The 21,302-nt window shown below is 73.3% G+C and carries 14 protein-coding genes; 10 read left to right on the forward strand and 4 right to left on the reverse strand.

The features are described 5' to 3' along the window. On the reverse strand, nucleotides 1-813 hold the full coding sequence (locus ACIQ7D_RS00645) for an IclR family transcriptional regulator (RefSeq protein ID WP_403931798.1): 813 nt from the start codon (nucleotides 811-813) through the stop codon (nucleotides 1-3). A gap of 294 nt (nucleotides 814-1,107) precedes the next feature. Between ACIQ7D_RS00645 and allB the strand changes: the two genes are divergently transcribed. The 4 genes from allB (at nucleotide 1,108) to ACIQ7D_RS00665 (ending at nucleotide 5,668) form a co-directional block, all read left to right on the forward strand. Next, nucleotides 1,108-2,460 (forward strand): allantoinase AllB, encoded by a 1,353-nt coding sequence (gene allB / locus ACIQ7D_RS00650; RefSeq protein ID WP_403931800.1) that lies wholly within the window; start codon nucleotides 1,108-1,110, stop codon nucleotides 2,458-2,460. Between the two features lie 3 nt (nucleotides 2,461-2,463). Beyond that, the gene (alc, locus tag ACIQ7D_RS00655) at nucleotides 2,464-3,624 is read left to right on the forward strand and encodes an allantoicase (RefSeq protein WP_403931803.1); all 1,161 of its coding nucleotides are present in this window, start codon (nucleotides 2,464-2,466) and stop codon (nucleotides 3,622-3,624) included. 122 nt (nucleotides 3,625-3,746) lie between these two features. After that, nucleotides 3,747-4,973, forward strand: a complete 1,227-nt coding sequence (locus tag ACIQ7D_RS00660) for a sensor histidine kinase (RefSeq protein WP_403931806.1) — start codon at nucleotides 3,747-3,749, stop codon at nucleotides 4,971-4,973. Then, nucleotides 4,970-5,668: a response regulator gene (locus ACIQ7D_RS00665; protein ID WP_403931809.1), complete on the forward strand. Its 699-nt coding sequence runs from the start codon at nucleotides 4,970-4,972 to the stop codon at nucleotides 5,666-5,668. Before ACIQ7D_RS00660 ends, ACIQ7D_RS00665 begins: the two co-directional genes overlap by 4 nt. A 75-nt stretch (nucleotides 5,669-5,743) precedes the next feature. Here ACIQ7D_RS00665 and ACIQ7D_RS00670 read toward each other — a convergent pair whose 3' ends face one another. Beyond that, nucleotides 5,744-6,748, reverse strand: a complete 1,005-nt coding sequence (locus tag ACIQ7D_RS00670) for a Gfo/Idh/MocA family oxidoreductase (protein ID WP_403931813.1) — start codon at nucleotides 6,746-6,748, stop codon at nucleotides 5,744-5,746. 101 nt (nucleotides 6,749-6,849) lie between these two features. On the opposite strand from ACIQ7D_RS00670, the gene ACIQ7D_RS00675 reads away from it, so the two are divergent. The 6 genes from ACIQ7D_RS00675 to ACIQ7D_RS00700 all read left to right on the forward strand — a co-directional run bounded on the left by ACIQ7D_RS00675 (nucleotide 6,850) and on the right by ACIQ7D_RS00700 (nucleotide 12,630). Further along, entirely contained in the window at nucleotides 6,850-7,671 is an 822-nt protein-coding gene (locus ACIQ7D_RS00675) for a GntR family transcriptional regulator (protein ID WP_403931816.1), read from the forward strand. A gap of 149 nt (nucleotides 7,672-7,820) precedes the next feature. Further along, nucleotides 7,821-8,834 carry a sugar ABC transporter substrate-binding protein gene (locus ACIQ7D_RS00680; RefSeq protein WP_403931819.1) on the forward strand — a complete coding sequence of 338 codons (1,014 nt, stop codon included), beginning with the start codon at nucleotides 7,821-7,823 and terminating at the stop codon, nucleotides 8,832-8,834. Then, a complete protein-coding gene (locus tag ACIQ7D_RS00685) occupies nucleotides 8,831-9,853 on the forward strand; it encodes an ABC transporter permease (RefSeq protein WP_403931821.1) in 1,023 nt (340 codons plus the stop codon). The genes ACIQ7D_RS00680 and ACIQ7D_RS00685 overlap by 4 nt, the downstream gene beginning before the upstream one ends. Beyond that, nucleotides 9,850-10,665: an ATP-binding cassette domain-containing protein gene (locus ACIQ7D_RS00690; RefSeq protein ID WP_403931824.1), complete on the forward strand. Its 816-nt coding sequence runs from the start codon at nucleotides 9,850-9,852 to the stop codon at nucleotides 10,663-10,665. Before ACIQ7D_RS00685 ends, ACIQ7D_RS00690 begins: the two co-directional genes overlap by 4 nt. A gap of 205 nt (nucleotides 10,666-10,870) precedes the next feature. Further along, nucleotides 10,871-12,028 carry an ROK family glucokinase gene (locus tag ACIQ7D_RS00695; protein ID WP_403931827.1) on the forward strand — a complete coding sequence of 386 codons (1,158 nt, stop codon included), beginning with the start codon at nucleotides 10,871-10,873 and terminating at the stop codon, nucleotides 12,026-12,028. Continuing rightward, a complete protein-coding gene (locus tag ACIQ7D_RS00700) occupies nucleotides 12,025-12,630 on the forward strand; it encodes a hypothetical protein (RefSeq protein WP_403931829.1) in 606 nt (201 codons plus the stop codon). The genes ACIQ7D_RS00695 and ACIQ7D_RS00700 overlap by 4 nt, the downstream gene beginning before the upstream one ends. A 46-nt stretch (nucleotides 12,631-12,676) precedes the next feature. On the opposite strand, the gene ACIQ7D_RS00705 is transcribed toward ACIQ7D_RS00700, so the two are convergent. Together ACIQ7D_RS00705 and ACIQ7D_RS00710 are read right to left on the reverse strand one after the other, a co-directional pair. Next, complete coding sequence (locus tag ACIQ7D_RS00705) at nucleotides 12,677-13,876, reverse strand: FAD-dependent monooxygenase (RefSeq protein ID WP_403931831.1); 1,200 nt, start codon at nucleotides 13,874-13,876, stop codon at nucleotides 12,677-12,679. Between the two features lie 8 nt (nucleotides 13,877-13,884). After that, the gene (locus ACIQ7D_RS00710) at nucleotides 13,885-21,213 is read right to left on the reverse strand and encodes an amino acid adenylation domain-containing protein (protein WP_403931833.1); all 7,329 of its coding nucleotides are present in this window, start codon (nucleotides 21,211-21,213) and stop codon (nucleotides 13,885-13,887) included. Nucleotides 21,214-21,302: the final 89 nt, after the last annotated feature.

Consider the following 21,302-nt stretch of genomic DNA (forward strand, 5'->3'; position numbering starts at 1 on the left):
TCAGCCCTGCGACTGCTGCGCCGCCGTGTTCGCCAGCGCCGCCGAGAGATCGCGCGCGACCTCCAGCAGTACGGGCACGATCCGCTCCGTGGCCTCCTCCGTCACCCGGCCCGCCGGGCCCGAGATGGAGATGGCGGCGGCGGTGGGGGAGTCCGGCACCGGGACCGCCAGACAGCGGACCCCGATCTCCTGCTCGTTGTCGTCGATCGCGAACCCCGAACGGCGCACCGTCTCCAGCGCCGCCAGGAAGGCGTCGGGTGTGGTGATCGTCTTCTCGGTGGCGGCCGGCATACCGGTACGGGCCAGCAGGGCGCGGACCTCCTCCGGCGGGATGTGCGAGAGCAGCGCCTTGCCCACGCCGGTGGAGTGCGGCAGCACCCGGCGGCCCACCTCGGTGAACATCCGCATCGAGTGCTTGGACGGCACCTGCGCGACGTAGACGATCTCGTCGCCGTCGAGCAGCGCCATGTTCGCCGTCTCGCCGGTCTCCTCGACCAGCCGCGCCAGATAGGGCCTGGCCCAGGTGCCGAGCAGCCGGGACGCCGACTCGCCGAGCCGGATCAGGCGCGGGCCGAGCGCGTACCGCCGGTTGGTCTGCTGGCGTACGTAGCCGCAGGCCACCAGTGTCCGCATCAGCCGGTGGATGGTGGGCAGCGGCAGGCCGCTGGTCGCGGACAGCTCGCTGAGTCCGACCTCGCCACCCGCGTCCGCCATCCGTTCGAGCAGGTCGAAGGCGCGCTCAAGGGACTGGACGCCACCGTTGCCGGAGGCGGATCTGGCGGCGTCGGGGCTGCTGGCGCTGGACGACGGCATGTCGACGGTCCTTTCGGGACGGGCGGACAAGCGAGCAGCCTATACCGGTCCCGGAGCTCGGACGGGTGGTCGGGGATGAGACGTCTCTGCCGGTCAGGGGGTGTTTGTCCGGGGTGTGCGCGGTCGCTTCGGGTGGGTAGGGTGTTCTGTCTGGTGAAATCAGTATTTCACGTTACGGAAACAACGGCGCGGCAGGTGGCCTTGACGGGGTACGAACCGGAGTGAACACTTCTTCAACAGTTCGTTGAAACGAGCCCCGTGGGGCCAGTCCCACGGGGCCAGTGAGGAGTACGGGTGTCCGAGGTGAGCCTGCTGCTGCGGTCGACGCGCGTCATCACCCCCGAGGGCACACGGCCCGCCACGATCGCCGTCGCCGAGGGCAGGATCACGGCCGTACTGCCGTACGACGCGGACCCGCCGCCCGGCACCCGGGACCGGCCCGCCGTGGTCGAGGACGTCGGCGACGACGTCGTGCTCCCCGGCCTCGTCGACACCCACGTCCATGTGAACGACCCGGGCCGCACCGCGTGGGAGGGGTTCTGGACCGCCACCCGCGCCGCCGCGGCCGGCGGTGTCACCACCCTGCTCGACATGCCCCTCAACTCGCTGCCGCCCACCACGACGGCCGCGCACCTCGACGTCAAACGGGATGTCGCCCGCCCCAAGGCCCATGTCGACGTCGGCTTCTGGGGTGGTGCCGTACCGGACAACGTCCATGAGCTGCGTCCGCTCCACGACGCCGGGGTCTTCGGCTTCAAGTGCTTCCTGTCGCCGTCCGGCGTCGAGGAGTTCCCCGAGCTGGACCAGGAGCGCCTGGGCCGGGCCCTCACCGAGATCGCCGGCTTCGGCGGGCTGCTGATCGCGCACGCCGAGGACCCGCACGAACTCGCCGCGGCGCCCGCGCGCGGCGGCCCCGCGTACGCCGACTTCCTCGCCTCCCGCCCGCGCGCCGCCGAGAACGCGGCCGTCACCCGTCTGATCGCCCAGGCCAAGCGGCTCGACGCCCGGGTGCATGTCCTGCACCTCTCGTCCTCGGATGTCCTGCCGCGGATCGCCGCCGCCCGGCGCGAGGGCGTCCGGATCACTGTCGAGACCTGTCCGCACTTCCTCACCCTCACGGCGGAGGAGGTCCCCGACGGGGCCACCGAGTTCAAGTGCTGCCCGCCGATCCGCGAGGCCGCCAACCAGGACGCGCTCTGGGAGGGGCTGGCCGACGGCACGATCGACTGCGTCGTCTCCGACCACTCGCCCTGCACCACCGACCTCAAGACCGCCGACTTCGCCACCGCGTGGGGCGGCATCTCGTCGCTCCAGCTCGGCCTCCCCGCGGTCTGGACCGAGGCCCGCAGACGCGGCCACACCCTGGAGGACGTCGCGCGCTGGATGTCGACGGCCCCCGCCGCGCTCGCCGGGCTCTCCCGCAAGGGCGCCGTCGAGGCGGGCCGCGACGCCGACCTCACCGTCCTCGCGCCCGACCGGACCTTCACCGTCGACCCGGCCGGACTGCACCACCGCAACCAGGTGACGGCGTACGCGGGCCGGACCCTGTACGGCGTGGTCACCTCGACCTGGCTGCGCGGCAGGCGGATCCTCCACGACGGCGTCCTCGCAGAACCCTCAGGCCGACTGCTCGAAAGGAACCACTGAACCGTGTCCGACGCCCCGCCCCCCGCCGTGCCCGAAGCCCGCTTCACCGGGGACGCCCGTCCGTACGCCGGTGGCGACCCGTACGCCGACTACCGCACCGCGGACCTCCCCTTCACCCACCTCACCGACCTTGCCGACCGGCGGCTCGGTGCCGGGGTGCTCGCCGCCAACGACGAGTTCTTCGCCGAGCGCGAGAACCTGCTGGAGCCCGGCCCCGCCGTCTTCGACCCGGAGCGCTTCGGCCACAAGGGCAAGATCATGGACGGCTGGGAGACCCGCCGCAGGCGCGGCGCCGCCGCCGGCCGGCCGCACCCCGCCCCCGAGGACCACGACTGGGCGCTCGTCCGGCTCGGCGCGCCCGGCGTGATCCACGGCATCGTCGTCGACACCGCGCACTTCCGGGGCAACTACCCGCGGTCCGTCTCCGTCGAGGCCGTCTCACTGCCCGGCTCCCCCTCCCCGGAGGAACTGCTCGACCCCGGCGTCACCTGGACCGTCCTCGTACCCCGGACCGCCGTCGGCGGGCACGCCGCCAACGGCTTCGCGGTCGACGCCGGGCGGCGCTTCACCCACCTGCGCGTCAACCAGCACCCCGACGGCGGGATCGCCCGGCTGCGGGTGTACGGCGAGGTCGCGCCCGACCCGGCGTGGCTGGCCGCCCTCGGTACGTTCGACCTGCTCGCGGTGGAGAACGGCGGCACCGCCGAGGACGCCTCCGACCGCTTCTACTCGCCCCCGGCCAACACCATCGGCCCCGGCCGCTCCCGCCGGATGGACGACGGCTGGGAGACCAGGCGCCGCCGCGACCTCGGCAACGACTGGATCCGCTACCGGCTGGCCGCACAGGGCGAGATCCGGGCCGTCGAGATCGACACGGCGTACCTCAAGGGCAACGCGGCGGGCTGGGCCGCCCTCTCCGTACGCGACACCGGCACGGACCCGGGTACGGCCACGGACGCCGACGGCTGGACGGAGATCCTGCCCAGGACCCGGCTCCAGCCCGACACCAACCACCGCTTCGTGCTCCCGGCCCCCGCCGTCGCCACCGAGGTACGCATCGACATCTACCCCGACGGCGGGATCTCGCGGCTCCGGCTCTTCGGCTCCCTCACGGAGCACGGCGCGGCCCGGCTGGCCGCCCGCCACCGGGAACTGGGCGGCTGACCACGGCGCCGGGACCGGCCAAAGTCGGGGGCGCGTGACGAAAGCCGGGAGTCGCGCGACTTTGGTAGCGGCCACCGCGCACCAGCGGTCTTCTCCCCTGTCACCTGCGTAAATTGGAGGCCATGACACGTACGGACTACCCCTGGCTGCTCCCCTCGGCGATGGCCGGTCCCCGGGGCCCCGAGCTGCCCGGCGACCTCGGCCGGCCCCGGCCGCGCCGTACCGTACGCGACTGGATCATCGACACGCTGATGTTCGTCGTCGCCTCCGGTGTCGGGCTGCTCGCCGTCGAGACGCTCCAGAAGGCCCACAACTCCGAGCTGGTCGACGCCTTCGACCTCACCGCCGGCTTCCTGGCCTGCTGTTCCCTGTGGCTGCGGCGGAGCCGGCCGGTGGAGCTGGCGATCGTCCTGTCGGTCCTGAGCACGGTCGCCCCGCTCGCCGGAGGAGCCTCGCTCGTCGCGCTGTTCTGCGTGGCCGTGCACCGGCCCTTCCGGCCCGTCGCGATCGTCAGCGCGGTGTCCCTGGCCACCGGGGTCGCCCAGGCGTACATCCGCCCGGATCCGACCACCTCCTTCACCGTCCTGGTCGTCGCGACCCTGGTCCTGCTCCTGCTGGCGGTCGGCTGGGGCATGCTCGTACGGGCCAGGCGCCAGCTCGTCGTCGCGCTGCGCGAGCGGGCCCTGCGGGCCGAGGCCGAGGCCGAACTCCGCGCCGAGCAGGCGCAGCGGCTCGCCCGTGAGGCCATCGCCCGCGAGATGCACGACGTGCTCGCGCACCGGCTCACGCTGCTCAGCGTCCACGCGGGCGCCCTGGAGTTCCGGCCGGACGCCCCGGCCGCCGAGATCGCCGGGGCGGCCGGGGTGATCCGGGACAGTGCGCACGACGCCCTCCAGGACCTGCGCATGATCATCGGCGTGCTGCGGGCGCCGGACGGCGACGAGTCCGAGCGTCCCCAGCCCACCCTGGCCACGCTCGACGCGCTGGTCGCCGAGTCGCGCGGCGCCGGTATGGAGGTCGACCTCGACAACCGGGTCGCCGATCCCTCCGCCGTCCCCGCCGCGGTCGGCCGCACCGCGTACCGCATCGCGCAGGAGGCGCTGACCAACGCCCGTAAACACGCGCCGGGCACCGGCTCCACCGTCGAGGTCAGCGGCGGCCCGGGGGACGGGCTCACTGTCGCGGTCCGCAACGCCGCGCCCACCGGCGAGGTGGAGAAGGTGCCGGGCTCCGGGCAGGGGCTGATCGGGCTGACGGAGCGGGCCGCCCTGGCCGGTGGCCGGTTCGAGCACGGACCGACCGGGGACGGAGGCTTCGCCGTCCGCGCTTGGCTACCGTGGGCCGCATGACCATCAGGCTGATCATCGTCGACGACGACCCCCTGGTCCGGGCCGGACTGACCTTCATGCTCGGCGGTGCCGACGACATCGAGATCGTGGGGGAGGGGGCCGACGGCACCGAGGTCGCCGCGCTGGTCGAGCGGACCGCGCCCGACGTGGTGCTCATGGACATCCGGATGCCCGTCATGGACGGGCTCGCGGCCACGGAGAGCCTGCGGCGCCTCCCGGACGCCCCCGAAGTCCTCGTCCTGACCACCTTCCACGCCGACGAGCAGGTGCTGCGCGCGCTGCGCGCCGGGGCCGCCGGGTTCGTCCTCAAGGACACCCCGCCCGCCGAGATCGTCACCGCCGTACAGCGGGTGGCGGCCGGCGACCCGGTCCTCTCGCCCGCCGTCACCCGCCAGTTGATGACCCATGTGGCGGGCGGGGTGCCGGGGCCGGGCGCGGCACAGGCCGCCACCAGCCGCCGGGCGGGCGCCGTGGAACGGCTCGACGCGCTCGGGGAGCGGGAGCGGGAGGTCGCGCTCGCCGTCGGCCTCGGCCGCTCCAACGCGGAGATCGCCGCCGGGCTCTACATGAGCGTCCCCACCGTCAAGGCCCATGTCTCGCGCATCCTGGCCAAGCTCGGCCTCAACAACCGGGTCCAGATCGCCCTGCTGGTGCACGACGCGGAGCCGGCGCCGGACGGCGGCGGCACGTTCTGACGGAGCGGGGCCGCCGGGCCCGCCCGCCCCGGGCCCCCGGCGCCCGCCCCGGCCCCGTGCCGGCGGCCCCGTCGCTCAGCCCCCGGCGATCTCCGTCAGCGCCACCGGACGGTGCTCGGCGCGCGACAGCTCGCACGCCTCCGCGATCCGCAGCGCGTGCAGCGCCTCCCGGCCGTCGCACGGATTCTCCAGCTCACCGCCCACGACCCTCACGAACGCGTCCAGCTCCGCCTCGTACGCCGGGGCGAACCGCTCCAGGAACCCCGGCCACGGGTTGTCGCAGGGCGGCGGCCCCTTCGGCTCGGTCGAGGTGATCGGCGTACGGTCGTCGAGTCCGACCGCGAACTGGTCCAGCTCGCCCGCCAGTTCCATCCGTACGTCGTAGCCCGCCCCGTTGCAGCGGGTGGAGGTCGCGGTCGCGAGCGTCCCGTCGTCCAGGGTGAGGACCGCGGCGGCCGTGTCGATGTCCCCCGCCTCGGCGAAGATCGCGGGGCCCGCGTCCGAGCCCGTCGCGTACACCTCCACCACCTCGCGCCCGGTGACCCACCGCAGGATGTCGAAGTCATGGACCAGACAGTCGCGGTACAGACCGCCGGAGAGCGGCAGGTACGCGGCGGGCGGCGGCGCCGGGTCCGAGGTGATCGCCCGTACGGTGTGCAGCCGGCCGAGCCGCCCCGACCGTACGAGCTGACGTGCCGCGCCGTACCCCGCGTCGAAGCGGCGCATGAAACCGAGCTGGAGCACCGTGCCCGCCGACTCCACCTCGCGCAGCGCGCCCAGCGTGCCCGGCAGGTCCAGGGCGATGGGCTTCTCGCAGAAACAGGGCAGTCCGGCGCGGGCGGCCCGGCTGATCAGTTCGGCGTGGGAGGAGGTCGCCGAGGTGATCACCACGGCATCCACGCCCCACGCGAAGATCTCGTCCACGGAGGGCGCCGCCGTGGCGCCGATCCGGTCGGCGACCCGCGCAGCCCGTGCCGCGTCCACGTCCGCGACGACCAGGGAACCGACATCACGATGGCGGTTGAGCACGTCCGCGTGGAAGGTGCCGATTCGGCCGGTGCCGATGAGTCCGATGCGCATGGCCCCCAAGGTGGCCGCAGCCGATCACCGTGTCAAGGCTTTGTCCTGACAACCGGACTTCTCTACTTCCCGTCAACAGGGCATGCGACTACGCTCGCCCCGTGCCCCATCAGCCGAGATCAGTCCGAACCGGACAGGAGACGACCGGCCCGGCCGAACCCGCCGGCCCGGAGCCCGACCAGGCCCCGCCGCTCCGGCTCCGCGTCGACCGCACCAGCCCCGTACCGCTCTACTTCCAGCTCGCACAGCAGTTGGAGGGGGCCATCGAGCGCGGCCGGCTCGCGCCCGGCAGCCTGCTCGGCAACGAGATCGAACTCGCGGGCCGGCTCGGACTCTCCCGCCCGACCGTCCGCCAGGCCATCCAGTCCCTCGTCGACAAGGGACTGCTCGTCCGCCGCCGCGGTGTCGGCACCCAGGTCGTGCACAGCCAGGTCAAACGCCCGCTGGAGCTGAGCAGCCTCTACGACGACCTGGAGGCGGCCGGCCAGCGCCCCGCCACCCGCGTCCTGCGCGACACCCCGTCCCCCGCCACCGCCGAGGTCGCCGCCGCGCTCGGGGTACCGGAGGGCGCGGAGGTACGGCTCATCGAACGGCTGCGGTACGCGCACGACGAGCCGATGGCCTTCCTCCGCAACCATCTGCCCGCCGGCCTCCTCGACCACGACACCGAACGCCTGGAGGCCACCGGCCTCTACCGGATGCTGCGCTCCGCCGGGATCGCCCTGCACAGCGCGCGCCAGACCGTCGGGGCGCGGGCCGCCACCGCCGGGGAGGCCGAGCTGCTGACCGAGCCCGCCGGGGCGCCGCTGCTCACCATGGAGCGGACCGCCTTCGACGACACGGGGCGGGCGGTGGAGTTCGGCTCGCACATCTACCGGGCCTCGCGGTACTCCTTCGAGTTCCAGCTCCTCGTCCGTACGTAGCCCGTCGTACGCGGCCCGCCGCACCCTGGGAACGGGCCGCAGGGACCCCCTCGCCACCGCGACCGGCCATGACCGATACTTGGGCGGCCGGGCTCCGCAGGGACGAGCCCCGGTCGCACCGAGGAGTACCGCGAGAAGGGCACGGGGTCGTGGCAAGGGTTCGGACAGGGGTACGCGCACTGAGCGCGGTACTGGCGGCGGTGCTCGGGGCCACGGCCCTCGCCGGATGCAGCAGCACCGGCGGCAAGCGCGCCGAGGAACGGGCCCAGCGGGCCGCCCAGGGACGGGCCGCGGTGGACACCCCTCGGTGGACCGTGGCCATGGTCACCCACTCGGGCAGCGGCGACACCTTCTGGGACATCGTGCAGAACGGTGCCAAGCAGGCCGCGGTCAAGGACAACATCAAGTTCCTCTACGCCAACAGCGACGAGGGCCAGCAGCAGGCGCAGCTCGTACAGTCCTACATCGACAAGAAGGTCGACGGGCTGATCGTCACGCTCGCCAAACCCGACGCCATGAAGGCCGTCGTCGACCAGGCCGTCCGGGCCGGCATCCCGGTGATCACGGTGAACTCCGGCGCCGCCGAGTCCAAGAAGTTCGGCGCGCTCACCCACGTCGGCCAGGACGAGACCATCGCCGGCGAGGCCGTCGGCGAGGAACTGGACCGGCGCGGGAAGAAGAAGGCGCTCTGCGTCATCCACGAGCAGGGCAACGTCGGCCACGAGCAGCGCTGCGCCGGGGCGCGGAAGACCTTCGGCGGACAGCTGCAGAACCTGTACGTCGACGGCACCAACATGCCCGACGTCCAGGCGTCCATCGAGGCCAAGCTCCAGACCGACCGGTCCGTCGACGCCGTCGTCACGCTCGGCGCGCCCTTCGCAGACGCCGCCGTCAAGGCCAAGGAGACCGCGGGCAGCAAGGCCGAGATCGACACCTTCGACCTCAACGCCAAGGTCGCCTCCTCGCTGACCTCCGGCGCCCTCGGCTTCGCCGTCGACCAGCAGCCCTACCTCCAGGGGTACGAGGCGGTCGACCTGCTCTGGCTCTACCGCTACAACGCCGATGTCCTGGGCGGCGGCCGCCCGGTCCTCACCGGACCGCAGATCATCACCAAGAAGGACGCGGGCGCCCTGGAGAAGTACACGGAGCGGGGCACCCGGTGAGCACGGACGAACGCCTGCTGCACACCTCCCCGCTCCGCAAGCTCCTCGGCCGGCCCGAACTGGGCTCGGTCGTCGGCGCGGCGGCCGTCCTCCTCTTCTTCGCGTTCGTCGCGGACTCGTTCCTCCAGCTCTCCAGCTTCGGCACGGTCCTGTACGCGGCGTCCACGATCGGCATCATGGCCGTCCCGGTGGCGCTGCTGATGATCGGCGGCGAGTTCGACCTCTCGGCCGGTGTGATGGTGACCAGCTCCGCGCTGGTCTCCTCGATGTTCAGCTACCAGATGACGGCGAACGTCTGGGTCGGCGTCCTGGTGTCGCTGCTGGTCACGCTGGCCTTCGGGGTCTTCAACGGGGTCATGCTGACCCGTACGAAACTCCCCAGCTTCATCATCACCCTCGGCACGTTCCTGATGCTCACCGGTCTCAACCTCGGTGTGACGAAGCTGGTCGCCGACACCGTCTCGACCAAGACGATCAGCAACATGGAGGGCTTCCCCTCCGCCCGCAAGCTCTTCGCCTCCCAGCTCACCCTCGGCGGCGTCGACCTGAAGGTCACCATCCTGTGGTGGGCCGCACTGGTCGCGCTCGCCACCTGGATCCTGCTGCGCACCCGCCTCGGCAACTGGATATTCGCGGTGGGCGGCAACGCGGACGCCGCCCGTGCCGTCGGCGTACCGGTGGAGCGGACCAGGATCCTGCTCTACATGGGCGTGGCCTTCTGCGCCTGGATCGCAGGACAGCATCTGCTCTTCTCGTTCGACGTCGTCCAGTCCGGTGAGGGCGTCGGCAACGAGCTGATCTACATCATCGCGGCCGTCATCGGCGGCTGTCTGATCACCGGCGGCTACGGTTCGGCGATCGGCTCCGCCGTCGGCGCGTTCATCTTCGGCATGACGAGCAAGGGCATCGTGTACGCCGAGTGGAACCCGGACTGGTTCAAGTTCTTCCTCGGAGCGATGCTCCTTCTGGCCACCCTGCTCAACGCGTGGGTGCGCAAGCGCGCGGAGGCGTCACGATGACCGCACTCGTCGAACTGGACGACGTCAGCAAGTACTACGGCAACATCCGCGCCCTGGAGGGCGTCTCGCTGGAGGTGCACGCCGGGGAGATCACCTGTGTGCTGGGCGACAACGGGGCCGGCAAGTCCACCCTCATCAAGATCATCGCCGGGCTGCACGGGCACGACGCCGGCGACTTCCTCATCGACGGCGAAACGGCGGCGCTCTCCTCCCCGCGTGACGCGCTGGACCGGGGCATCGCCACCGTCTACCAGGACCTCGCCGTCGTCCCCCTGATGCCGGTCTGGCGGAACTTCTTCCTCGGCTCGGAGCCGCGCAAGGGGTTCGGCCCCTTCAAACGGCTCGATGTGGCACGGATGCGCGAGACCACCCGCGCCGAGCTGCTGCGGATGGGCATCGACCTGCGCGACGTCGACCAGCCGATCGGCACCCTCTCCGGCGGCGAGCGCCAGTGCGTGGCCATCGCCCGCGCCGTCCACTTCGGCGCGAAGGTCCTCGTCCTGGACGAGCCGACCGCCGCCCTCGGGGTCAAGCAGTCCGGTGTGGTCCTCAAGTACGTGGCCGCCGCGCGGGACGCGGGGCTCGGGGTGGTCCTCATCACGCACAACCCGCACCACGCGTACCTGGTCGGCGACCGTTTCGTCCTGCTCAAGCGCGGCGCCATGGCGGGCAGCCACACCAAGGACTCGATCACCCTGGACGAGCTGACCCGGCAGATGGCGGGCGGTTCCGAGCTGGCCGAACTCAGCCACGAGCTGGAACGCGCCCCCGCCCCCGAGCCGCCGGACCCCCCGGCGGCCGACCAGGACTGACCCGGGGCGGGCCGGGCCGCACAGCGACCCCGCCCGCCCCGGATGGCACAATCTGGCAGGGCGGACACCCGTCCGCCGCCGCCGCCCGCCCGGGCCTGGCGGCCCCCGACCCCGCAGGGACGACACGACTCGTGCGAGCACCCAGCCGCCGCCCCACTCGGTACGGCACGACCGATCCGACGGACGACACACGAGGAGCGGGCCGATGAGTACGTACCGTGACTTCACGCACCGAGGCACCGCCCGCGCCACCGTCCTGCGGACCGTCGGCACCCGGGAGCGCCGCTCCCTGCTGACCGCGCCCCGCGTCCCGACCGTCGGCATCGACATCGGCGGTACGAAGGTGATGGCCGGGGTCGTCGACCCGGACGGCAACATCCTGGAGAAGATCAGGACCGAGACGCCGGACAAGTCGAAGAGCCCCCGCGTCGTCGAGGACACCATCGTCGAGCTGGTCCTCGACCTCTCCGACCGCCACGACGTGCACGCCGTCGGGATCGGAGCGGCCGGCTGGGTCGACGCCGACCGCTCCAAGGTGCTCTTCGCACCCCACCTCGCCTGGCGCGACGAACCCCTCAGGGACGCGCTCTCCTCCCGCCTCGCCGTCCCCGTCATGGTCGACAACGACGCCAACACCGCCGCCTGGGCCGAATGGCGCTTCGGCGCCGGACGGGGCGAGGACCACCTCGTCATGATCACGCTGGGCACCGGAATCGGCGGCGCCATCCTGGAGGACGGCCGGGTCAAGCGCGGCAAGTTCGGGGTCGCGGGCGAGTTCGGCCATATGCAGGTCGTGCCCGGCGGCCACCGCTGCGCCTGCGGCAACCGGGGCTGCTGGGAGCAGTACAGCTCGGGCAACGCCCTCGTCCGCGAGGCCAGGGAGCTGGCCGCCGCCGACTCGCCGGTCGCGTACAACATCATCGAACGCGTCAAGGGCAACGTCCAGGAGATCACCGGTCCGCTCATCACCGAGCTGGCCCGCGAGGGCGACGCCATGTGCGTCGAGCTGTTCCAGGACATCGGGCAGTGGCTCGGCGTCGGCATCGCCAACCTCGCCGCCGCCCTCGACCCGTCCTGCTTCGTCATCGGCGGCGGCGTCAGCGCCGCCGACGACCTGCTCATCAACCCGGCCCGCGACGCCTTCCGCCGAAACCTCACCGGCCGCGGCTACCGTCCCGAGGCCAGGATCGCCAAGGCGGAGCTGGGCCCCGAGGCGGGCATGGTCGGCGCCGCCGACCTCTCCCGGCTGGTCGCCCGGCGCTTCCGCCGCGCCAACCGCCGCCGCGTGGAGCGCCATGAGCGGTACGAGCGGTACGCGCAGGCGATCCGTACCGCCGTGCCCGGCCAGGAGCCGCCGGCATGACCGGGGACCAGCCGCGTGCGGGCTCCGCGCCGGACCCGGAGGAGGAGGCGGCCGTGATCGGGACCAAGCCGCCCGAGGACCGGCGCCACCGCAACCGCCGCCGCTGGCTGACGGCGATCGTCATCGTGCTGCTCATCGGCGTCCCGGCCGGCTATCTCGCGATCTCGGCGGGCCAGAGCCGGGACAGCGGCCGGAACAAGGAGATCGAGTCCTCGGCCACCGGCCTCCAGGAGCTGCGCCCCTCCAAGATGAAGCGGCGCGTCTTCGAGGTGCCGATCCCGCCGGGCGCCTCCGGGGTGCGCTACTTCGAGACGAGCAACTGGAAGACCAGCCGGCTGTACGTCCAGTTCGACGTGACCTCAGGACGGCTCGACGCCTTCCTCACGGAGATGGGGACGAGCCGCTCCGCACTCAAGGACGGCGCGATCACCATCACCCCCCGCGACCGGCGCACCGTCGGCTGGGACTTCGACCTCCCCGGCCACGACCTGGCGGGCACCCACCACAGCCGGCAGAGCCCGCGCCCCAGCCAGGACGTCGTCGTGGACCTGACCGATCCGGGGTTCCCCCGGGTGTACGTGGTCTCCACCACCACGCCGTGACCAGTCCGCCCCGGCCGGCGGCCGGGGCGGTAACCGGGCGGGAGGGTCAGCCGTCCGCGCCGAAGCGGGGCGGCGTGTACGTCATCGCCTTCTCGAAGGGGCGCATCAGCAGGGACGTCGGCGCGTAGCGCATCAGGGTGTTGCGCAGGGCCATGGCCAGGGGGCGCTCCTCCTGCTCGTTCCTGCTGAGGGTGTACGAGTTGTCGACCAGCCATCTGGTACGGGCGCGGCGGGCCTCCTCGTACGCGCGCAGCCCGGCCACCGGGTCGGACGCCGCCGCGCAGCTCCTGGCCAGCACCACGGCGTCCTCGATGGCCGCGCTCCCGCCCTGGGCGAGGGCGGTCAGCATGGGGTGGGCGGCGTCCCCCAGCAGCGTCACCGGCCCCTCGCCCCAGCGCTCCAGGAACGGCCGGTCCTGCGCGGGGACGGCGTGGACGGCGTCCTCGGGGGTGGTCCTGATCACCTCGCCGACCACATCCGCCCAGCCGTCGAAGGCGCGGGCGATGTCGTCCCTGCCCCCCTTCCAGTCGCGGGCGGACTCGGCGGACATGTTCCGCGTCCCCCACCAGTAGGCGTGGCCCTGACCGATGTCGTGCAGTCCGAAGCGCTGCCCCCGGCCCCAGTAGTGGCCGTTGAAGCCCGGGGTGAGGCGTGGGTGGTCGAAAGGGGTGACGGCGAGCCAGCAGAGGTAGCCGGCCTCCCGCAGCGGCTCCGGTCCCGCCAGTTGCCGGCGGACCGCGGAGTGGATCCCGTCGGCGCCGACGAGCAGATCGGCGCGGGCCTCCCGCCCGTCGGCGAAGCGGACCCGTACCCCGTCCCGCTCGACGGTGTAGCCCGTGGCGGCCGACCCCAGGTGGATCGGGCAGTCCCCGGCCGCCTCCAGCAGGGCCGCCTGGAGCTCGCTGCGGGAGACGCACACGCTGGGGGCGCCCAGCCGGTCGGTGAGGTCCCGGTAGGGCAGGGTGGTGATCCGGCCGCCGGTGGCCGTCATCAGCTCGGCGGTCTCGATGGCCCGGCCGCGCTCCTCCAGGCGCAGATCGACACCGAGGGAGGCCAGCGCCGTCATGGAGTTGCTCATGACGGACAGGGCGGTGCCCGCCGGGCGCAGCTCGGCCGCCCGCTCGTGGACCTCGACGTCGACGCCGACCCGGCGCAGCGTCACGGCGGCCGCGAGACCGCCGATCCCGGCACCCACGACGATCGCCGTTCTGCGACCGGTACCGCTTGTTCCGTTTCCGCTGCTCATGTCCCTCGTCACCGCTTTCCTCGGGTTCCGTCGACGGCGTCCGGGAGGCTCGCCGTCACCAGGTGCGTGATCTGTTCCGCCACGTACTTCACGTACGGTTCCTCGACGACCTGAAGATGGTCGCCGGGGACGTCGATGACCTCGATGGCCCCGGTCGTCCTGGTCCGCCAGCCGTTGGTGGGGTCGCCGTGCAGCGAGCCCGCCCCGTCGTGCAGGGGCCTGAGCACGTCCGGCAGGTCGCCCTGGGCGTGGAGAAGGGTCAGGTCCAGGTCGCCGATCTCGGAGCGCTCGTCCATCAGCGCCTGGTAGTTCGCCTGGAAGACGGCGTGGAGACGGCGGACCGCGGCGTGGGAGTCGCCGGGCGGCAGGATCCCGTTCCGCTCGGCGACCTCGGCCACGCGCCGGAACACCTCCTCCTCGGAGCCGACCTCGCGGGACAGCTCCTCCACCGGGGTGTCGCTGCCGCCGTCCGCCCACAGGAGTTCCCAGAAGAAGAAGTGGAGCAGGGACCGGTCGCTCAGGTCCCGGGGGGCGTCCGGGCTGAGCGCGACCGTGTCGAGGAGGATCGGCGCCAGCACCTCCTGGCCGGCCCGCCGCAGCAGCCGCGCCATCTCGAAGGCGACGAACCCGCCGAACGACCAGCCGCCGATGATGTACGGACCGTGCGGCCGCACCCGCCGGACGGCCTCGACGTACGCGGCGGCCATCTCCGGGATCGAACGGTGCGGCTCGGTGCCCGGCACGAACCCGGCCGACTGGAGCCCGTAGAAGGGCTGGTCGTCGGGGAGGTGCCGGGACAGCGCCAGATAGCAGAGCACATTGCCGCCCAGCGGATGGACGAAGAAGACCGGCGGCCGGTCACCCTCCCGCCGGAAGGGCACCACCACGTCGCGGGGGCCGGGCGCGGCGTCCGAGGTACGCAGGTGTTCCGCGATGGCGGCGGGGGTGGGCGCCGCGACGAGGGCGGACAGCGGCAGGCGCACACCGAGACGCTGTTCGATCCGCATGACGAGGCGCATGGCGGTGATCGAGGTGCCGCCCTGTTCGAAGAGGCTGTCGTGGACGCCCGGCGCGGAAAGGTCCAGCAGCTCGGCGAAGAGCTCCACGAGGGTCCGCTCGAACGCGTCACGCGCCGGGCGGCCGGGCCGGGGCGCCGTCGTCGTCAGCTCGGCCCGGCGCAGCGCGGCATCGTCCCGCTTGCCGCTGGGTGTGAGCGGCATCCGGGGCAGCCACTCGTAGTGGGAGGGGACCAGATACTCCGGGAGGGCCGCCCGCAGCTCGTCCCCCAGCCTTCCGAGGTCGGTCAGTTCCGGGTCGCCCACGAGGAACGCGGCGAGGAAGGCGTCCGTACCGCGCCGCCGGTCCACGACCGCGACCTCGCGGACGCCGGAGCCGGGCGCGGCATGGCGGGCGACGGCGAGTTCCACCTCGGCGGGCTCGACCCGGAAGCCGCGGATCTTGACCTGGGTGTCGGCGCGTCCGGTGTGGACGATGTCGCCGCCCGGCAGCACATAGCCGAGGTCGCCGGTCCGGTACAGCCGCCGGTCACCGCCGTCCGGATGCGGCACGAACCGCTCGGCGGTCAGCTCGGGCGCTCCGGTGTACCCGTCGGCCAGGCAGACGCCGCCGAGGTGGATCTCCCCCCTGACGCCGACGGGAACCGGACACATCCGCTCGTCCAGGACCAGGACCTCCGCGCCGTCGACCTGGGTGCCGATCGGCGGCAGCGGCGGGAAGGCGGCCGGGTCGCCGGTCATGGTGAAGCTGGTGACGACATGCGACTCGGTCGGCCCGTACTGGTTCTCCAGGACCGCGCCCGGCAGCAGGGCGCACAGCCGGCGGATCTCCTCGCTCACCCGGAGCTGTTCGCCCGAGGAGACCAGCGTCCGCAGCCGGCGGGGCACCGGGCCGAGCGCGCAGGCGGCCTCGGCGAGCTGCTGGAGGGCGACGTACGGCAGGAAGATCCGCTCGACGCCGTGCCGGTCGAGGAGGCGCAGCAGGGCCGGCATGTCGCGCCGTTCGGCCTCGGTGGCCAGGACGAGGGTGCCCCCGGAGCAGAGCGTGGAGAAGATCTCCTGGAACGAGACGTCGAAGCTGAGCGGCGCGTACCCCAGGGTGGTGCCCCCGGCCGCGCCGCTGGGCCGGCGGTTCTGCCAGGCCACCATCGCGGCGAGCGAGCGGTGGGGCATCACCACGCCCTTGGGCCGGCCCGTGGAGCCGGAGGTGAACAGGACGTACGCGGTGGCGGCGGGATCCACCCCGGGGAGTGCGGGGCCGTCCTCCGGCAGATCCGGTGTCTCCCGTACGAGGTCCTCCGCGAGCAGCAGGACGGCCGGGTCGCCGACCAGATGGGCGTGGGCGCGGTGGGCGACGACCCGTACCGGCCGCGCCTGTTCCAGCATCGCGGCGATCCGCTCCGCCGGGTAGCCGGTGTCCAGCGGGACGCACGCGGCGCCCGCCCTCGCCACCGCCAGGATCACCGCCACCGTCTCCGGCGCGCGGTCCATGGCGACGCCGACCCGGGCCCCGGCCCCCGCGCCGAGGCCGGTCAGCCGCCGGGCGATCCGGTCCGCGGTCCGGTCCAGCTCCCGGTAGGTCCACCGCCGCGTCCCCTGGACCAGGGCGACGGAGTCCGGGGTGCGGGCGGCCTGGCCCGCGAAGAGCCGTACGACGTCCAGCGGTTCCGCGGTGGCCCCCGGGTCACGTACCGCCGGTGCGGCGGCGAGCGCGCCCGTGGTGGCGAGGAAGCCGAGGTCGGCGGGGTCGTCCGGGCGGTCGAGGACGCGGGTGAGGATCTCGGTGTAGGCACGGGCGACCAGCGCGGCCTGGCCGGGGGTGAAGGTGCGGCCGTCCCCGTCGACACGCAGCCAGAGCGTGCCGTCGCCCGGATCGGTGACGGCGTTGACGAGGAGCTGGAAGTCGGTCTCCTCGAAGGTGCGCACCGACCGCAGCGCGACATCGGGGCGGTCCAGCACCGGTGCGAGGACATGGAAGTTGACGTAGTTGAACGCGGTCCGCACGGCGGGCCCGTGCGGGGAGTCCTCCTGGATGGCGCTGAGCGGGTAGTGGCGGTGCGGATGGCCGCGCCGCTCCTCCCGGTGCGCCTCGCGGACGGCGGCGAGCCAGGTGGAGGCGGCGTCGTTCATCCGGACGGGCATGGTGTGGACGAACAGACCGGCGGTGCGGTCCCCGTCGGCGCGCTCGGGACGGCCGTGCGTGAGCAGCCCCGTGGTCAGGTCGTGCTGCCCGGAGAACAGCCGCAGCGTCAGGCAGTGCGCCGCGAAGAGCACGGACTTCACGGAGACGGCGTGGGTACGGGAGAAGGCGCCGACCCGCTGTTCCAGCCCCGCGGGCAGCGCGGCCCGGTGGGAGACGAAGCCGGGCTCCCCGGTCACCGGCGCGGCGGTCCTGAAGCCGTCGAGGGCGAGCGCCCGCGCGCCCTCCAGCCGCTCCCGCCAGTACCGCCGGTCCTCCGCGGACTCCAGCGCCGCGCGCTCGGCGAGGACATGGTGGGCGGGGGAGGGCGGCGGGCTCTCGGGGGCCGGGCCGCTCATCTCGCCCAGGGCGCGCAGATGCTCCTCCAGCAGCTCCCGCAGCAGGCTCGCCACACTGCCCCCGTCGAGCAGCACGTGGTGGAAGCTGAGCACCAGCTCCACGGTGTGCTCGCGGACATGGACCCGGAAGTGGCAGAGCGGCCCGGTCGACAGGTCGTAGCTGTGGTGGCGCTGTCCCTCGATGTGCGCGTCGAGGGCCGCGTCCGCCTCCGCCTCCGGTGTGCCGCGCTGGTCGACGACGACAAGGCCCCCCGTGACCCGCCGGTGCACGATCTGGAGCGGTTCCGGGTGCCCGCCGAGGTCGATCGAGGAACGCAGCGCGGGATGACGGGCGGCGAGCAGGCCGAACGCCCGCCGGAAGGCGGACTCGCTCCACGGCAGCCGGAAGGAGTAGTGGAAGACGTCGTGGTAGACGGCGGACCCTTCGCGGGCCGCGCTGTGATAGATCAGCCCGAGCTGGAGGCGGGTCAGCGGGAACGCGTCCTCGACGTCCCCCTCGCGCAGCAGCCGGGCCCGTGACTCCTCGGGGACCAGTGCGAAGGGGGCCAGGTCCGGGCCCTGCTCGCGCGCTCCGGTGGTGCAGTGGGGGGCCAGCGCCGCCACGGTCGGGTGCTGGACCAGGTCGTTCGGGGCGAAGTGGACGCCGAGCCGGGCGGCCCTGGCCTGGATCCTGATGGTCAGCAGGGAGTCGCCGCCCAGCGCGTAGTAGTCGTCGTGGACGCCGATGTCCTCCTGCCCCAGCACCTCGGCCCAGACGGAGACGAGCGTCGCCTCGGTCCGGTCGCGGGGCGCGGCGGCCTCCGTCCCGGACGCGGCGCCCGCCGGCCGGGGCGCGGGCAGGGCGCGGCGGTCGGTCTTGCCGTGGGGGGTGAGCGGGACGCGGTCGATACGTACCAGATACGCCGGGATCATGAACTCCGGCAGACCCAGGGCGAGATGGGCGCGCAGCGCGCCGTCCTCGACCGGTTCGCCGGCGACGTAGTAGCCGACGAGCTGGGTGCCGCGCTCCGACGTCACACTGTCGACGACGGCGCCGCGCACCCCGGGGGCGGTCGACAGATGGTGCTCCACCTCACCGGTTTCGACCCGGTTGCCCCGGATCTTCACCTGCCCGTCGATCCTGCCGAGGTATTCGATGGTGCCGTCGGCGAGCACTCGCGCGAGGTCGCCCGTCCGGTAGAGGCGTGCGCCGGGGGCCGACGGGTGCGCGGTGAACTTCTCCCGGGTCAGCCCGGGGCGGCCCAGATAGCCGCGGGCGACACCCGCCCCGGCGATGCACAGCTCGCCGGGCACCCCGAACGGCTGCGGCTCGTCCGGGTGGTCGCCGATCACATACAGATCGGTGTTGTCGATCGGCCGGCCGATCGGCACCCGCACCACGGGCCGGGCGGGGTCCGCCGGGCACGCGTACCAGGAGACGTCGACGGTCGCCTCGGTCGGTCCGTAGAGATTCACCAGCTCGGGCGCCGGCCGGTGGGCACCGTCCGCGCCGAAGATCCGGTTGAACTGGTCGACGCGGGCGGGCGGCAGGGCCTCGCCGCTGCAGAAGACGTACCGCAACGAGCGGACCTCCGCGCGCCGCTGTGGGGACTCCTCCAGCAGGTCGAGGAACGGGCCGAGCATCGAGGGCACGAAGTGCGCGACGGTCACCCGCCGTTCGGCGACGGTACGCGCCAGCGCCCGCGGGTCCTTCTCGGCGCCGACCGGGGCCGGTGCGACCGCGGCGCCCTCGACGGCCCACCAGAACAACTCCCACACCGAGACGTCGAACGAGATCGGCGTCTTGTGCAGGATCACGTCGTCCGCGCCGATGGGGTACGCGCGCTGCATCCAGGCCAGCCGGTTGACGACCGAGTGGTGCTCGACCATCACGCCCTTCGGCCTGCCGGTCGAGCCCGAGGTGTAGATGACATAGGCGAGATCACGCGCGGTGGCGGTGGGTTCGGGCGGTGTGGCCGGAGCGGGCGGCAGATCGCCGACCCGCAGCACCCGCACGCCGCCCGTCGCCTCCGTACCGTCGGCGCCGGGCCGGTCGGGGCCCACCAGGACGACCTTGGCGCCGCTGTCCTCCAGCACATACGCGATCCGCGCCGGCGGATGGCCCGGGTCGACCGGCACATAGGCGCCGCCGGCCTTGAGCACACCGAGGACCGCCACCAACGTCAGCGGACCGCGCTCCATCAGCACGGCGACCCGGTCGTCGGGGCGGACCCCGGCCGCCCGCAGGGAGTGCGCCACCTGGTTCGCCGCCACGTCGAGCGCGCCGAAGGTCAGGGAGGTGTCGCCGCCCGCCGCGCCCGACAGCACCGCCCTCCGCTCCGGGGTGCGCGCGGCCCGCTCCTCGAAGAGGCTGTGCAGGGTCCGGCCGTCCGCGTACGGCATCCGGGGCCCGCGCGCGGCGGCCGCCAGCTTCCGGCGCTCGGCCGCGCCCAGCATGGGCAGCGTCCCGGCCGGCCGGTCCGGCTCCTCGACCGCCCCGCGGATCAGGGCGGTGAGGTGACCGGCCAGCGCCGCCACGGGGAAGTCCTCGTCCAGGACGTCCCGCCCGTAGGCGAGGGTGATCCGCACGTCGTCGGTGCCCCGGGTGTGCAGGACATGGACGGCGATGGCGTCCTGTGCGTGCGCGGGCGCGGACCCGCTGGTCTCGCGGGTGAGCCCGGCGACACCGGGGCTGGGAGGCATCGGCAGGTACGACAGCGTCACGTCGAACAGACGCGGCGCGCTCCCGCTGCCGCGGGGCAGCGCCCGGAGCACATCGCCGAGCGCCAGGCGTTCGTGGCGCCGCAGTTCGTCGCCGCCGGTCTCGATGGCCGCGCCGATCTCGCGCATCGTCGCCGTGCCGGGGGTCCGTACCCGCAGGGGGAGGATGTTGGCGAAGTGGCCGACGGTCGCCAGCTCCTCGCCGGTCCTGCGGTTGAGCAGGGGGATACCGAGCACCACGTCCCGCGCCCGGTGGATCCGGCCGAGATACGTGGCGAACGCCGCGGCCACGACGGGGAACACCAGCCGCTGCTGTTCGCGCAGCCGCCGGACGAGCGCGCTGTCGACGGTGAAGGTGTACCGGCCCATGGCCGGCTCCGGTCCGGGAGGGGAGTCCGGTCCGGACGAGGAGTACGGGCCGGTGGCCGCCGCGCCCCGGTTGAAGAGCGCGGGCACCGTGTCGGCGTGCGCCCGGCGGTGGAACTCCTGGTCCCGCCGGAACTCGGGCGAGGCGGTGTAACGGGCCTCCTCCTCGATGAAGTCCAGGTAGGAGGGGGCGCTTCCGGCCAGGGGTTCGCCGCCCCCCTTCACCCGCCCGTAGTCCTCGAAGACCTGCTCGGTGAAGAGGAAGACGCCGTAGCCGTCGGTGATGATGTGGTGGGCCTTGACGACCAGGTGGACAGCGCCTGGCCCCTCTCTGAGCAGGGTGAGTTCGAACATCCGGCCGCGGCGCAGCGGGAACGGGCGGGCCAGCGACCGCTCGACCCAGGTGGCGCACGCGGCGCGCGGGTCGGGCTCGTCGGAGAGGTCCACGACCGTGACGAGCGCGCTGTCCGGGGCGGCGCCGACTTCGGGGTCCTTCCACTGGCGGGGTATCTCGTCCCGCGCGTCGAAGGAGAGCGAGAACGCGTCGTTGCGCCGCACCGCGCGGGCCAGAGCGGCGCGCAGGGCGCGGACGTCCACCCGTCCCGCCAGGCGCTCGTGCACGACACAGTTGAACTGCGGATGGCTTTCGTCGAGGGCGCTCGCCACCCAGATGTCGCGTTGGTAGGCGGTCAGCGGCAGGCTCAAGGGCTCGGACATGTCTCCTCCTCGGAAGGGCGGGCCGGTGCGGTCGGCCGCCGGCCGGACGGTGCCGGGACGGCCGGGGACCCGTACGGATCCCGGGGGCC

Origin of the sequence: Streptomyces sp. NPDC096310, from assembly GCF_044763125.1 — a bacterium.
Taxonomy (GTDB): Bacteria; Actinomycetota; Actinomycetes; order Streptomycetales; family Streptomycetaceae; genus Streptomyces.

Bases quoted from the DNA above. Each gene is read 5' to 3' on its own strand.
- ACIQ7D_RS00670 (WP_403931813.1), bottom strand. From the start codon at position 6,748: ATGCGCATCGGACTCATCGGCACCGGCCGAATCGGCACCTTCCACGCG.
- ACIQ7D_RS00700 (WP_403931829.1), top strand. From the start codon at position 12,025: ATGACCGGGGACCAGCCGCGTGCGGGCTCCGCGCCGGACCCGGAGGAG.
- ACIQ7D_RS00645 (WP_403931798.1), bottom strand. From the start codon at position 813: ATGCCGTCGTCCAGCGCCAGCAGCCCCGACGCCGCCAGATCCGCCTCC.
- ACIQ7D_RS00695 (WP_403931827.1), top strand. From the start codon at position 10,871: ATGAGTACGTACCGTGACTTCACGCACCGAGGCACCGCCCGCGCCACC.
- ACIQ7D_RS00660 (WP_403931806.1), top strand. From the start codon at position 3,747: ATGACACGTACGGACTACCCCTGGCTGCTCCCCTCGGCGATGGCCGGT.
- ACIQ7D_RS00665 (WP_403931809.1), top strand. From the start codon at position 4,970: ATGACCATCAGGCTGATCATCGTCGACGACGACCCCCTGGTCCGGGCC.
- ACIQ7D_RS00690 (WP_403931824.1), top strand. From the start codon at position 9,850: ATGACCGCACTCGTCGAACTGGACGACGTCAGCAAGTACTACGGCAAC.
- ACIQ7D_RS00710 (WP_403931833.1), bottom strand. From the start codon at position 21,213: ATGTCCGAGCCCTTGAGCCTGCCGCTGACCGCCTACCAACGCGACATC.
- ACIQ7D_RS00705 (WP_403931831.1), bottom strand. From the start codon at position 13,876: ATGAGCAGCGGAAACGGAACAAGCGGTACCGGTCGCAGAACGGCGATC.